This is a genomic window from Hylemonella sp. GW821-FHT10B10, from assembly GCF_059415585.1.
In genome coordinates, this window is record NZ_JBWKNN010000001.1 from 268,132 (window position 1) to 281,533 (window position 13,402).

Annotated in this window: 16 protein-coding genes; 11 read left to right on the plus strand and 5 right to left on the minus strand. The window is 65.0% G+C overall.

Annotated elements, in window-relative coordinates; all coding sequences use genetic code 11:
• Window positions 1–62 precede the first annotated feature (62 nt).
• Together AC07NT_RS01260 and AC07NT_RS01265 are read right to left on the minus strand one after the other, a co-directional pair.
• Complete coding sequence (locus AC07NT_RS01260) at window positions 63–1,028, minus strand: tripartite tricarboxylate transporter substrate binding protein (RefSeq protein ID WP_498598244.1); 966 nt, start codon at window positions 1,026–1,028, stop codon at window positions 63–65.
• A 42-nt stretch (window positions 1,029–1,070) separates the two neighbouring features.
• The gene (locus AC07NT_RS01265; RefSeq protein WP_498598243.1) at window positions 1,071–1,535 is read right to left on the minus strand and encodes a GlcG/HbpS family heme-binding protein; all 465 of its coding nucleotides are present in this window, start codon (window positions 1,533–1,535) and stop codon (window positions 1,071–1,073) included.
• 225 nt (window positions 1,536–1,760) lie between these two features.
• Between AC07NT_RS01265 and AC07NT_RS01270 the strand changes: the two genes are divergently transcribed.
• Window positions 1,761–2,090: a J domain-containing protein gene (locus AC07NT_RS01270; protein ID WP_498598242.1), complete on the plus strand. Its 330-nt coding sequence runs from the start codon at window positions 1,761–1,763 to the stop codon at window positions 2,088–2,090.
• Window positions 2,091–2,151: 61 nt separating this feature from the next.
• On the opposite strand, the gene AC07NT_RS01275 is transcribed toward AC07NT_RS01270, so the two are convergent.
• The 3 genes from AC07NT_RS01275 to AC07NT_RS01285 form a co-directional block, all read right to left on the minus strand.
• The gene (locus AC07NT_RS01275) at window positions 2,152–3,810 is read right to left on the minus strand and encodes an FAD-dependent oxidoreductase (RefSeq protein ID WP_498598241.1); all 1,659 of its coding nucleotides are present in this window, start codon (window positions 3,808–3,810) and stop codon (window positions 2,152–2,154) included.
• Complete coding sequence (locus AC07NT_RS01280) at window positions 3,810–4,568, minus strand: hypothetical protein (protein ID WP_498598240.1); 759 nt, start codon at window positions 4,566–4,568, stop codon at window positions 3,810–3,812. The genes AC07NT_RS01275 and AC07NT_RS01280 overlap by 1 nt, the downstream gene beginning before the upstream one ends.
• A 63-nt stretch (window positions 4,569–4,631) precedes the next feature.
• Window positions 4,632–5,561 (minus strand): LysR family transcriptional regulator, encoded by a 930-nt coding sequence (locus AC07NT_RS01285; RefSeq protein WP_498598239.1) that lies wholly within the window; start codon window positions 5,559–5,561, stop codon window positions 4,632–4,634.
• A 115-nt stretch (window positions 5,562–5,676) separates the two neighbouring features.
• On the opposite strand from AC07NT_RS01285, the gene AC07NT_RS01290 reads away from it, so the two are divergent.
• The 10 genes from AC07NT_RS01290 to AC07NT_RS01335 all read left to right on the plus strand — a co-directional run bounded on the left by AC07NT_RS01290 (window position 5,677) and on the right by AC07NT_RS01335 (window position 13,383).
• Window positions 5,677–6,507 carry an intradiol ring-cleavage dioxygenase gene (locus tag AC07NT_RS01290; RefSeq protein ID WP_498598238.1) on the plus strand — a complete coding sequence of 277 codons (831 nt, stop codon included), beginning with the start codon at window positions 5,677–5,679 and terminating at the stop codon, window positions 6,505–6,507.
• 49 nt (window positions 6,508–6,556) lie between these two features.
• Window positions 6,557–7,648, plus strand: a complete 1,092-nt coding sequence (locus AC07NT_RS01295) for a C4-dicarboxylate TRAP transporter substrate-binding protein (RefSeq protein WP_498598237.1) — start codon at window positions 6,557–6,559, stop codon at window positions 7,646–7,648.
• A 74-nt stretch (window positions 7,649–7,722) separates the two neighbouring features.
• Window positions 7,723–8,271, plus strand: a complete 549-nt coding sequence (locus AC07NT_RS01300) for a TRAP transporter small permease subunit (RefSeq protein WP_498598236.1) — start codon at window positions 7,723–7,725, stop codon at window positions 8,269–8,271.
• Window positions 8,264–9,583, plus strand: a complete 1,320-nt coding sequence (locus AC07NT_RS01305; protein ID WP_498598235.1) for a TRAP transporter large permease — start codon at window positions 8,264–8,266, stop codon at window positions 9,581–9,583. The genes AC07NT_RS01300 and AC07NT_RS01305 overlap by 8 nt, the downstream gene beginning before the upstream one ends.
• A 12-nt stretch (window positions 9,584–9,595) precedes the next feature.
• A complete protein-coding gene (locus AC07NT_RS01310; protein WP_498598234.1) occupies window positions 9,596–9,901 on the plus strand; it encodes a YciI family protein in 306 nt (101 codons plus the stop codon).
• A gap of 13 nt (window positions 9,902–9,914) precedes the next feature.
• On the plus strand, window positions 9,915–10,217 hold the full coding sequence (locus tag AC07NT_RS01315) for a Dabb family protein (RefSeq protein ID WP_498598233.1): 303 nt from the start codon (window positions 9,915–9,917) through the stop codon (window positions 10,215–10,217).
• A gap of 26 nt (window positions 10,218–10,243) precedes the next feature.
• The gene (locus AC07NT_RS01320; RefSeq protein ID WP_498598232.1) at window positions 10,244–10,861 is read left to right on the plus strand and encodes a nuclear transport factor 2 family protein; all 618 of its coding nucleotides are present in this window, start codon (window positions 10,244–10,246) and stop codon (window positions 10,859–10,861) included.
• A 30-nt stretch (window positions 10,862–10,891) separates the two neighbouring features.
• Complete coding sequence (locus AC07NT_RS01325; protein ID WP_498598231.1) at window positions 10,892–11,893, plus strand: Bug family tripartite tricarboxylate transporter substrate binding protein; 1,002 nt, start codon at window positions 10,892–10,894, stop codon at window positions 11,891–11,893.
• Between the two features lie 65 nt (window positions 11,894–11,958).
• Window positions 11,959–12,543, plus strand: coding sequence for a malonic semialdehyde reductase (locus AC07NT_RS01330; RefSeq protein ID WP_498598230.1), 585 nt, complete (start codon window positions 11,959–11,961; stop codon window positions 12,541–12,543).
• Between the two features lie 84 nt (window positions 12,544–12,627).
• Window positions 12,628–13,383 (plus strand): sulfite exporter TauE/SafE family protein, encoded by a 756-nt coding sequence (locus AC07NT_RS01335; protein ID WP_498598229.1) that lies wholly within the window; start codon window positions 12,628–12,630, stop codon window positions 13,381–13,383.
• Window positions 13,384–13,402: the final 19 nt, after the last annotated feature.

Here is a 13,402-nt window from a genome sequence, read left to right on the forward strand (position 1 = left end):
AGGGGCAATTTGGGGAATTACGTAAGGGATAGCCCCCGTATGCAGGCTATCCGTGCACAGGCTCAGTCCAGCTGGATGCCCGCACTCTTGACCACCATGCCCAGGCGTTCGATCTCCGAGGCGATGAATTTGTCGAACTCCGCGGGCGTGGTCGGGGCTGGTGTCACGCCCTGGGCCGTGAAGTTCTTGACGACCTCGGGGGAACGCAGGATGCGGCCGACCTCGGTGGAGATCTGTTCCACGACGGCGTTGGGGGTCTTGCCGGGCGCGACCAGGCCGTACCAGTGGTCATAGACCACACCGGGTACGAAATCCGAGATCACGGGGACTTCGGGCATCAGCGGCGCGCGCTGCGCCGTGCTCACGGCCAGCGGGACGAGCTTGCCGTCCTTGATGAAGGGCAGGGTCAGGCCCAGGGGGGACCAGTAATAGGCCGAGCGGCCGGCCGTGGTGTCTACCAGCGCGTCCGTAGTGCCTTTGTAGGGCACGTGCACGATGTCCAGCTTGGCCATCGCCTTGAACATCTCGCCGTTGAAGTGGGTACCGCTGCCCACACCGGCCGAGGCAAAGTTGAACTGGCCGGGTTTGGCGCGCACCAGGGCCAGCAGTTCGGGCGCGGTCTTCACGCCCAGCGAAGGCGCCACCACCAGCACGTTGGGTACGCTGGTGCCGAAAGTCACGCCGCGAAAATCCCTCAAGGTGTCGTAAGGCAGCTTCTTGTACAGCGTGGGGTTGATGGCGTGCGAAGCCGAGGTGAACATCAACGTGTGGCCGTCGGCAGCGGCTTCTGCCACGGCGCGGCTGCCGATGGTGCCGCCCGCGCCGGGCCGGTTGTCGATGATCACAGGCTGGCCCCAGGCGGCCTGCAGGCCACGGCCAATCTCACGCGCCACGATGTCCACCTGGCTGCCGCCCACGAAGGGCACGACGATGCGGATGGGTTTGCTGGGGAATTTGTCTTGGGCCTGCACTTGCAGGCCGGCGGCCAGCAAGGCAAGGGTCAACACTTTCACGAGTTGTATCAGCATGTCTGTCTCCTGGTTATGTTTCTTGTCGATGAGGAAATGGGTTCAGGCCAGTGCGGCCATGCCGGCGCGCGCGACCTGGGCGTCCTGGCTCGATAGCACGCCCGAGACGCCGATGCCGCCGACGATCTGCCCGTCCAGCACCAGCGGGAAGCCGCCTTCGAGCGGGGTGATGCCGGGCACGGCCAGGAAGCGCAGGCCTTCGCCGCCGGCGGCGATACCGTCCTGGAACATCTTGGTCGGGCGGCGGAAGTTGACGGCGGTGAGCGCCTTGCCCGTGGCGATGGACAGGCTGGAGTGCTGGGTCTGGTCGCGCTTGAGCGCGAGCACCACGTCACCGCTGGCGTCGGCGATCACGATGGCCACGGGCCAGTGCTGGCGCTCGGCCTCGGCTTCGGCGGCCTGCAGGATGGCCTTGGCCTGCTTCAGCGTGAGCGGCGGGCCGTAGGGCAGGGGAGCGTCCAGTGCGGGCTGGTCAGCGGGGCCAGGCCGGCCCATTCCTTGGCTCATGCAGCGTCTCCTCATTCTTGTAGTGAGCGGCCATGATAGGAACGATGCGCTCTATCGGGTAATACCGATTTGCGAGAGCCGCTATAAGCCCAGCTTATGGGCGAGGCGGCCGGCACGGGGCGTTGGGGCGCGAAGGGACGCTAGCGCACAGACGGGCCCCGGCGGGTCGAAATAGCATTTCCCGAGCGCTCATGTTCTTGCGCGTCCGCAGAGGGAGGAAATTCGATGCAACACGAAAACACACTGTATGAAGTCCTGGGGCTGAGTCCACGCGCCAGTACGGAAGTGATCCGGGCCGCCTATCGCTGCCTGGCCCAACACCATCACCCCGACAAGAACGCCGGCGCTGCCGTCGCCAATGAAAGGCAGGCGCTGATCAACCGTGCCTACGCCGTCCTGTCGGATCCGCACCAGCGTGATGTGTATGACCTGAGAATCGGGCTGAACCACAGTTTCTGCGAGCGACGTGGCGTGCCGGTTGAGACCCACCGGTCCGACACTTCGGTGACTGCAGGCCGGGCCATGTCGAGGCCGTTCGTGTTTCGACCGCTGTGACTGACGCAAGCGTCGTCCAGCGGTGCAGGCCCGGTTGAGGGAAACCGGGCCGGGCGGCCGTTCAGGAGCGGCCCATCACCCGCGCGAAAATTTCGGGGGCCCGGCTGGTCTCGTGTCCGCGCCAGGCCACGATCTGGTCCGGACGGATCAACACCAGTGGTGCCTCATAGAGAGCAAGCAGTTCCGCCGCCGTGTGTCGCACCACCTTCAAATCCAGCCCGGCCTGCCGCGATGCGTGCTCGAACCCGCTGGCATCCGGCGCGTCCTCGCCCAGCACCAGCAGCGTCCATTCGAAGTTGAACGTGTCGTAGAGTGAGCGCCCGTCCGCCAGCCAGGCGTGCGGCGGCCGCCCGCCCGGACAGGCACTGGGCACGTAGGTGTTCGGTGCATCGGGTGGTGCAGACGTGCCGTCCGCCACGATGATGGGGCTGCCGTCGTAGCGGCCGCCGAAGGTCACACCCGGGATGTTGAACTCCCGGCGCACATGGCCGTTCAGGTACTCCGAAGCGGCGGCCCGGGCCAAGGCGCCGGCAGGACTGTCTTCCTCGAGCTCGGGGGCCGCGTCGTACAGGCCGATCGAATCCGCAAATTGCCGCGCGTAGCCGGTGTTGCGCATGGCCAGGGGCCGGCGTTCGCGTTCGTAGCTCCCCAGCAGGCCGGCGCCAGCCTGGCCCTTGAGCACGGCGGCCAGCTTCCAGCCCAGGTTGACGGCGTCTTCGACCGCGGTGTTGTAGCCCAGGCCGCCGGTGGGTGTGAACAGGTGCACTGCATCGCCGCCCAGCAAGACGCGGCCGCGCTGGAAGGACTCGGCCACCAGGGCGTGGCCGGCCAGCCACGTCGCCATGGACAGGATCTCGATCTCGATGTCCTGTCCAAAGGCCAGCGCGAACAGGCGCCGGGCATCGGCCTCGGTCAGCGCTTCGGTGGCCTCGTCGTCGGCCATCTGGATGTGGAAGGCGAATTCGCTGACGCCGTCGACCGACATGATGAAGGCGCGCAGCTGCGGGTTGACCACCACATACATCCAGGCCCGGTCGTTGGCGTTGCGGGCGTAGAAGTCGGGCGCCTTCAGGTACACCGCGAGCATCTTGCCGCCCATGAACTTGCGCTTGAAGCCTGTGCCGCCGCCCCAGGCGATGCCCAGTTGCTTGCGCACGAAACTGCGTGCGCCGTCGGCGCCCACGAGGTAGGCGGCGTGCACGGCGACCGGCTCGCCGCCATCAACGGCCTGCACCACGGCCTCGATGCCGGAGCCGGTGTCGGTAAACGATGTGAGCTGCCAGCCGTAGCGCACGTCCACCGAGGGCAGCCGCTGCGCCTGCTCGCGCAGCTGCACTTCCACGAACTTCTGCGAGACGCGGTGCGGCAGCTCGGCGGCGCTCCATGAACCCGACATCGCCTTGATGGCCTGCGGCGCAGCGGCTGCGGTGGGCAGGCGCAGGCGGGCCAACTCGGTGCCGGCAAAGCGTGTCAGGTAGGCGATGTCGGTGGGGTGGTCGGCCGGCAGGCCCATGCTGCGGATCTCCTGCGCAAAACCCAGGCGCCGGAAATGTTCCATGGTGCGGGCCTGCGTGGCATTGGCCTGCGGGTTGAAGGCGGTGCCGGGCTTGGGGTCGACCAGCAGGCAGCGGATGTTGCGCCGCCCCAGCTCGTTGGCCAGCATCAGGCCGCAGGGGCCGCCGCCGGCGATCAGGACATCGGTGCGCAGGGGCTGGGTCATCAGGGTGTGCTGGCCGACTTGAGGAATTGCCGGTTGAGGTAGCGATAGGTATTGGAGCGTTGCTCCGTCTTTTCCCGGCATGTCCCGTTGGCGGGGCACAGGCTCTCCCTGGTCATGATCAATTCCTGCAGCACAGGGACATTGCCCTCGCTTGAAAACTTCCACTCCACCCGGATGCTCTCAGTCTCCGTGCCGCCGTTTCTGTCGCTTCTGGCGCTCTCGCTGAACTCCGCCTTGTGCAGCACCACGGGCTTGTCGTCTTGCAGCTGAAGGATGTATTTCTCGCCCTCGGTCGAGCCCTGGGCAAAACCGGCGACGCTGGAAACGATTTCAGAGACACCATCACCGTCCAGGTCCAGCACCTGGAACTCCGGGCCGATGCTGGACTTGACCTCGACGACTTCCTGCTGCCCGGGGCGTACCAGCAGGGCGCCGGGCTCGGCATTTTTACCGCGCCCGCCCAGAGTGATGCCGGCCAGGTAGACCGTTTCACGGCTGAGCAGCTGGACGGCCTTGACGTCGAAGACCTCGATCTCCTCGTCCGACTTCCTTTTCCACCAGTCGATGATCTGTTCCCTGGCGGGCGCTCCCCTGTCCGCGGAAACTGCATTCGCGGCGGTGGCATCTGCCGCAGCTTCCGGGGCCTTGGGGGTCGTGGGAGAGGCGGCCAGAGGCGGGGCGCCGACGACGGGCTCGCGCCCGGATTCGCCGCAAGCGACCAGGCACAGGCAGAGCAGGCCCACGGATCTTCGCCACATTTCCCACTCCTTTCCCGCTGTGTGCATCCCCTGGGGACGATGCCGCCATTCTGGCAGCAGATCTCAGTTCACGCCAAAACGCCCGGTCCACTTCTGCTCGTAGTTCATGCGCGCGAAGTGCTCGGCCATGAAGTCGATGAAGGTGCGCACCTTGGCCGAGAGGTGCTTGCGGCTGGGGTAGGCCAGGTTGATGGTGAGGCGGGGCAAGTCCCACTCATCCAGCACGGGCACCACACGACCGGCCACCATGTCGTCGTACACGATGTAGGTGGGCTGCACCAGGATGCCCATGCCGTCGAGCGCGGCGGCGCGCAGGATCTGGCCGTCGTTGGACTCCAGCAGGCCCTTGACGTGCAATGCCGTTGTCTGGCCGTCGCGCGTGAAGCGCAGCTCGCTGGGGTTGTTGGCGTAGGTGTAGATCAGCAGCTTGTGCTGCGCCAGTTCTTCCAGCGTTCGGGGCCGCCCGTGTTTGGCCAGATAACGCGGGGAGGCGACCAGGATGCGGCGCGTCTGCGCCAGGCGGCGGACGGTGATGTTGGAGTCGGGCTCGAACTCGCGCGTGCGGATGGCCACGTCGATGTTGTTGTCGATGATGTCCAGGTAGCGGTTGGCCGCTTCCACGTGCACCGTGACGTTGGGGTAACGCTCGGTGTAGGCGCGCAGCAGGGGCGCCACATGCTGCATGGAGAAGGACAGCGAGGCGCTGATGCGCAGCGTGCCCGTGGGATTGAGCGTGCTGGCGTTGACGGCGTCCTCGGCGTCCTTCATGTCTGCGAGCAGGGTCTTGGCGCGGCTGAAGAACTCCTGGCCGGTGTCGGTCAGGAAGAGCCGGCGCGTGTTGCGTTCGACCAGGCGCGCGGCCAGCCGGTCCTCCAGCGCCTGCAGGTGGCGGCTGGCGGCGGCGTTCGAGAGGCCCAGGGCCTCGGCAGCACGGCTCAGGCTGCCGGTTTCGGCCACCTGGACGAACAGCTCAATTTCGGCAAAACGGTCCAAACCGGTCTCCAGTTTTTTCGCTGCGCGGAAAAGTCATTTGCGGCAGCGCTCTTTCCCAAATTGTCGCGGACTTTTACATTTGCTCCGATAAGCAAGAACCCGCAGGAGACGATAGATGCGCAACCTCAACGAGGACACCATCACCCAGGCAGTGATCGAGCGCTTTTCCAGGACGCCCGACCCGCGCCTCAAGGAGATCATGACCAGTCTGGTCCAGCACCTGCACGCCTTTGCGCGCGAGGTGCGGCTGACCGAGGAGGAGTGGTTCAAGGGCATCCAGTACCTGACCGCCACCGGCCAGATGTGCAGCGACACGCGCCAGGAGTTCATCCTGCTGTCCGACACCCTGGGCCTGTCCATGCTGACCGTGGCCATGAACAACGACAAGCCGGCGGGCTGCACCGAGCCCACGGTGTTCGGCCCCTTCTTCCTGGAGCAAGCCCCTGAATACCAGCTGGGCGACGACGTGGCCAATGGTGCCAAGGGCGAACCCTGTCTGGTGAGCGGCACGGTCAAGGGCCTGGGTGGCGAGCCGATTCCGAATGCGCTGATCAACGTCTGGCAGGCTGATGCTGAAGGCAACTACGACGTGCAGTACGAGCACCTGGCTCATCCCCAGGCGCGCGGCATCCTGCACGCCGACGCGCAGGGGCGCTTCCATTTCAAGACCATCCTGGCCGAGGCCTACCCCATCCCCAGCGACGGACCGGTGGGCGCCATGCTGAATGCCACCAAGAACCACCCCTGGCGGCCAGCCCATCTGCATTTCATGATCGAGGCACCCGGGTATGAGCGCCTGATCACCCATGTGTTCCGCGACCACGACCAGTACCTTGATTCCGACGTCGTGTTCGGCGTGCGTTCCACCCTGATCGCCGACTGGGTCCAGGAGCCCGACGGCAGCTACAGCCTGAAGTACGACTTCGTGCTCAACCCCGAAAAGTGAGATAGGGCCGCAGAGCCCTACAGCCCCATCAACCACCCGAGGAGACCCTATGCAGAAGCGACAGATCATCCAGTCCGCGCTGTGCGCGGTGCTGCTGGCCACCGGCGTCATGGCCGCCCAGGCCCAGCAGACCTTCAAGCTGACCATCGCGTCCAGCCACCCCACGGCCCTGCCCTGGGTCGGGCTCATGAGCACGGTCTTCGTGCCCGAGGTGAACAAGCGTGTGGCCGAGCTCAACAAGGGCTACAAGATCGAATGGCGCGAGGCCTACGGCGGCCAGCTCTACAAGATGAACGCCACGCTCACCAGCGTGGAGCAGGGCGTGACCGACATCGGCTGGGTCTTCCATAACCTGGAGGCCGCCAAGATGCCGCTGGCGCAGTTCGGTACCGTGACACCCTTCACCACTGACGACGTGCGCATCATCCTGGACGTCGTGAACAACATGCACGAAACCGTGCCCGCGCTCAAGCGTGAATGGGAGCGCAACAACGCCGTCTTCCTGGGCGCCACGGGGGTGGACAGCTACCACCTCTTCACGAAACAACCGATCAAGAGCTACGACGAACTCAAGGGCCGCAAGATCTCGGCGCCGGGCTCCATCGGCCTGTGGCTGCGCAATTCGGGCGCGGTGCCGGTGGACGGCTCGCTGACCAGCTATTACACCGACATCCAGTCTGGCGTGTCCGACGGCACGGTCTCGATTGCCACCGGCATCCTGCCCAACAAGATCTATGAAGTGGCCCCCTACATCACCAAGGTGAACATCGGCGCTCTCTACATCGGCGGCATGGCCATGAACAAGGACAGCTACGAGAAGCTGCCCAAGGAAGTCCAGCTGATCGTGCGTGACGTTGGCAAGCTCTACTCGCAGGAGCTGGGCAAGGTGCTGATGCAGCGGTACGAGGGCGCGCTCAAGACCATGGTCGACGTGGGGGCCAAGCAGTCCCCACCGGTCACGCTGAGCGAGTTCAGTGCCGCCGAGCGCGAGAAATGGGTCAAGACCATGCCCAACCTGGCAGCCGACTGGGTGAAGAACAACGCTTCCAAGGGGCCGACCAAGGAGATAGTCACGACCTACATGAACGAGCTGCGCAAGCGCGGTGTCAAGCCGGTCCGCGACTGGGACAAGGAGCTCTGAGCCCGGCTCCTGCTGCCGACTGCGACGAACATTGCCACCGCCTGCTCAAGGCGGTGGCGTGAAGGAAATGCCTCATGAGTTATGAAGCCAACACGGACCTCGAGTCCGGGCCCGGGCCTGCCACACCCACGAGCTGGTTCGGCCGTCTGGTCGACAGCCTGAATGCCGCCGGCTCGGTGGTGATTGGCGCCATCATGGTGCTGATGTGCGCGGACGTGCTGCTGCGCAACCTGATCAATCACCCGATCGAAGGCGTGGCCGAACTGGTGGCCACCAGCGTCATCATCATCGTCTTCCTGCAGCTGCCGGCCACGCTGCGTCATGGCCGCATGTCCCGCGCCGATCTGTTTATCGACCCCTACGTCCAGCGTCGCCCGCGCGCCGGCCGGCGGCTGCGTGCCTTTTTCTCGGCGGCCGGCATCTTTGCCTGCGGTGTGATCGCCTACGCCAGCTGGAAACCCTTCCTGCGCGCCTGGACCGATCAAGAGTTTCTGGGCGTGGAAGGCGGTTTCACCTTCCCGACCTGGCCCATGCGCGCCATCGTGGTCATGGGTGCCGCGCTGGCGGCCGTGCAGTACGCGCTGCTGGTGTGGCAGGACCTGAAGGAGTCGCAGCATGTCTGATCTCCAGGTCGGCGCACTCTCCATCCTGCTGATGCTGGCGGCCATCTATTTCGGCATGCACATCGGTGTCGGCCTCATCGTCACGTCCTTTCTCAGCGTCTGGCTCATCAAGTCACCCGAAGTGGCGGCGCGTTTCGTCGCAGCCTCGGCCAATGACGCCATCCGCGATTACCTGTTCGGTGTGATTCCGCTTTTCGTGCTCATGGGCATGCTGGTCAGCGTCTCCGGGGTGGGGCGCGACACCTTCGATGTATTCCAGTGGCTGACGCGACGCATCCGCGGCGGCCTGGGTCTGGCCACGGTGGGCGCCAATGCGGTGTTCGCCGCCATCACGGGCATTTCCATCGCCTCGGCCTCGGTCTTCACCAAGGTGGCCGTGCCCGAGATGATCCGCCACGGTTACACGCCGCGCTTTTCGGTGGGCGTGGTGGCCGGTTCCTCGGTGCTGGGCATGTTGATCCCGCCTTCGCTGCTGATGATCATCTATGGCGTGCTGGCCGAGGAATCGGTCGGGCGCATGTTCATCGCCGGCGTGATCCCCGGCATCGTGCTCGCCACGGGTTTTGCGGTCCTGATCGTCGCCATGGCCTATCTGCGCCCGTCCATGATCCTGGTGCCAGGCCAGACCGCGGCCCAGGCCGAGGCGTCACACGAGACGCTGGTGAGTGCCGCCATCAAGTTTCTTCCCATCCTGCTGCTCATCGTCCTGGTGCTTGGGGGGCTGTACGGTGGTCTGTTCACGCCCACCGAGGCCGGTGCCGTGGGAGCGGCCGGCGCGCTGGTGATCGCGCTGGCGCGCCGCCGCCTGAGCTGGTCCAAGCTGTGGAACGTGCTGGTGGAAACGGGGTATGTGTCGGTATCGGTGCTCTTTCTCATCATCGCGGCCATGGTCTACAGCCGTATGCTGGCGCTCAGCGGCATGCCGGCGGCGGTGACCGAAGGCATCACCCACCTGGGCCTGGGTTCCTGGGGCTTTCTGGCCGCCTATGTGGCCATCGTGCTGGCACTGGGCTGCATCATCGACTCGGTTTCCATCATGCTGATCATGCTGCCCATCGTGCTGCCCATCGCGCGCAGCTTCGGCATGGACGTGGTCTGGTTCGGCGTGGTGACCGTGGTGGCGGTGGAGATCGGCCTGCTGACGCCGCCCTTCGGTGTCTCGGTCTACACCGTGAAATCGGCGCTGAACGACCCGCGCATCAACATCCGTGACATCTTCGCCGGCAGCTTCCCATTCGTGCTGATGATGTGCCTGGTGCTGGTGCTGCTGATCGCTTTTCCCAAGCTGTCCACCTGGCTCGCTTATATGTAAAGGACTACTGACATGCTGTTCGCCTTCATCCTGATCGACAAGCCCGAGCACGGGGAATTGCGCCAGCGCGTACGTCCCGAGCACAAGGCCTACCTGGGCGCCGTGGCCGAGCGCATGGCTTTTGCAGGCCCCTTCACGCACGACGATGGCAAGACCATGCTCGGCAGCCTGCTGGTGATTGATTTTCCCAGCCGCGATGCTGCGCACGCCTGGCTGGCCCAGGAGCCTTTCACCCGGGCCGGCCTGTACGCCAGCACGACCATCCACGCCTTCGTGAACCTGTGGCCGCAGAAGGCCGGCTTCCCGCCGGCGGCCTGAACGGAGCGGATCAGTGATCAAGCACATCGTCATGTGGAACGTGCGCGGCGATACGCCGGCCGAGAAGCTGCGGTCGATCTCGCAACTGCAGCGCAGTTTCGACAGCCTGCGCGGCCGTATCCCCGGCCTGCTGCACCTGGAGATCGGCGTGGACAGCAGCCGCATCGACTACGCCTGTGACGTGGTGCTGTATTCGGAATTCGAGAGCCAGGCGGCGCTGGACGCCTATGGCACGCACCCCGAGCACCTGCGCGTGAAGAACGAAGTCGCCGACCTGCGCATCACCCGCCACCAGGTGGATTACGACGTTTCCTGATTTTTATTGAACCGACGAGCAAGACCATGAGCAATTCCTTGAACGATGAACTGTTGATCCGCCAGCTGGTGGAGCGTTGGGCCGTCTGGCGCGACGCCGGCGACTGGGAGCGTTTCGCGACCGTCTGGCACCCGGAGGGCGTGATGATGGCCACCTGGTTCCAGGGCCCGTTTGCAGAGTTCATTCGCGTGACAAAAGAAGGCTGGGCCAAGGGCGTGAGCATCCTGCACTTCCTGGGCGGCTCAGCCATCGAGGTCGCGGGGGATCGTGCGATCGCCCAGACCAAGATGACCATCTCGCAGCGCGGCATGGTCGAAGGCGAGAACGGCCCCGTGCTGTGCGACGTGGTCTGTACCGGCCGCTTCTACGACTTCGTGACCAGACACCAGGGCGCATGGAAGGTGTTGCACCGCCAACCCATCTATGAGAAGGACCGCATCGACCCGGTGGACTCCACGGCTGTGCTCAAGCTCGACCAGCAGGCCCTGGCCGGCTTCCCCGAGGGCTACCGCCACCTGGCCTACATCCAGACGCGCATCGGCTACACCGTGAAGATGGACATGCCCATGCTCAAAGGTCCGGTGGTGGACGAGTTGTACCAGCGCGGTGCGCGCTGGCTGGCCGGCGGCGCACTCGAGCGCTGAGGTCCGGCATCTGACCACGAGGAGACAAACATGGACAAGAATCTGATTCCCGGCCTTCAGCGCCGCGACATCCTGTGTGCCCTGCCGGTCGCCGCCCTGGCGGGGCTGGCACCCAAGGCCTGGGCGCAGAGTGCCTACCCGAATCGTCCTTTGCGCGTGATCGTGCCACAGCCTCCCGGCGGAGGTTTCGACTTCGTGGCGCGCGCCCTGGGTGAGCGCCTCACCAAGCAGATCGGCCAGAGCGTGGTGGTGGAGAACAAACCTGGCTCGGGCACCCTGGTGGGCACCGACGCGGCCGCCAAGGCCGACCCGGACGGCTACACGCTGCTCATGGGCTCGGTTTCCAATATCGCACTCAATATGGGCCTGTACGACAAGCTGTCCTACGACAGCCTGCGCGACTTCGAACCCGTGGGTCTGGCCGTGAGCTACAGCTACACGTTGATGGCGCGCAAGGACCTGCCGTTCAACTCCCTGCAGGACGTGGTGGCCTACGCCCGCGCCAACCCGGGCAAGCTCAACTACGCCTCGGCCGGCAATGGCTCGGGCCAGCACGTCCTCGCGGCAGCACTGTGGCATCTGGCCGGTGTGAACGTCACGCACATCCCCTACAAGGGCGCGCAGGCGGCCTATCAGGATTTGCTGGGTGGCCGCGTGGACCTGTTCTTTGACCTCTCTTCCACCGCACGCGGCCAGGTCCAGGCCGGCACCGTCAAGGCCCTGGCCCTCTCGGGCGCCGAGCGCAACCCCATGCATCCGGATGTGCCCACCATCCTGGAAAGTGGCGTGGCCCCGTTGGACCTGGAGTCCTGGTTCGGCTATTTCGTGCCTAGCAAGACCCCGATCGCCGTGCAGGAGCGCCTGCGCAGCGAACTGGCGAAGGTGATTGCCCAACCCGAGCTGCAAGAAACCTTCCGCAAGGCTGGTGGCAAGCCACTGGCGCTCAACACCACACAGACCCGCGCGCTGGTCAAGCGCGATGTGGAGCGTTGGACCAAGCTGGTGCGCGACATCGGCATCAAGGCCGAATAAACCTTCTCCCGGCACCACCGCCCGTGGCGCCGGATAATTCTTCTTTCACACAGGCCTCCATCACCATGAAAATCGACCAAAGCGCTCTCGACCAGCTTTTCCTCAATGCCCGCACGGCCAATGGCTTCCTCGATAAACCCGTGCCGCTGGCGCTGCTGCAGGAGGTGTACGACCTCGCCAAAATGGCGCCGACGTCCATGAACACCCAGCCCACGCGTTATGTGTTCCTGAACTCGCCTGCATCGCGCGCACGCCTCAAGCCCGCGCTGAGCCCCGGCAACCTGGACAAGACCATGCTCGCACCGGTGACCGTGATCGTGGCCACCGACACCAAGTTCTACGAACACATGCCCCAGGTCTGGCATGGTGCCGGCGCCAAGGAGAACTTCGAAGGCAACGCCACCCTGGCCACCAACACGGCCACGCGCAACGGCACGCTGGGCGGCGCCTACTTCATCATGGCAGCGCGCGCCCTGGGCCTGGACTGCGGCCCCATGAGCGGCTTTGACATCGCCAAGGTCAATGCCGAATTCTTCCCCGACGGCCGCTTGACCGCCAACTTCCTGATCAACCTCGGCTACGCCGACCACAGCAAGGAATTCAAGCGCAACCCACGCCTGTCTTTCGACCAGGCTTGCACCGTGCTCTGAGCAGAGGCTTAGAACAGTCACCTGGGCTGTCTCGTACACTTCAGGCCTTCCTCAGTCCGGGGAAGGCCTGAAGAAAGTTTTCCCTTGAATTTCCCCGTCATCACCGATCCCTACTTCTATCTGGTGTCGGTGCCCGCGGTGCTTTTGCTGGGCATCAGCAAGAGTGGTTTCGGCGCAGGTTTCGGCTCGCTGGCGGTGCCCCTGATGGCGCTGGCCGTCACGGTGCCGCAGGCTGCGGCCATCCTGATGCCGGTGCTGCTGCTCATGGACCTGCTGGGCATCACGGCCCTGCGCAATGAGTTTGACAAGGACCTGCTCAAATTCCTGCTGCCCTTCGGCCTGCTGGGGACCTTGATCGGTGCGCTGCTTTTCAAGCTGCTGTCCGCTCCTATCGTGGCCGGTATCGTGGGCGTGTTCACGCTGCTCTTCCTGGCGCAGCGCCTGCTGTTCCCGCCGCGCGCCGACAGCACGCCGCCGCCGCGCTGGCTGGGGGGGCTGCTCACCACGGCGGGCGGTTTCACGAGTTTTGTTGCGCACGCCGGTGGGCCGCCCATCGCGGCCTATGTGCTGCCGCTCAAGCTCAAGCCCGTGGTGTTTGCCGCCACCCTGTCCTGGTTCTTCTTTTTCATCAACCTGTCCAAGTGGGTGCCCTATGCCTGGCTGGGCCTGCTGGATTGGCGCAACCTGGCCACCTCCATCGCGCTGCTGCCGCTGGCGCCCGTGGGCGTGTGGATCGGCGTGCGCATGGCACGGCGCATCGACCCCAAGCTGTTCTACCAGTTGATTTACCTTGGCCTGCTGCTGACCGGCACCAAGCTGGTCTGGGACGCTTTCCATTGACGTCCCGCAGGGGCTAGGG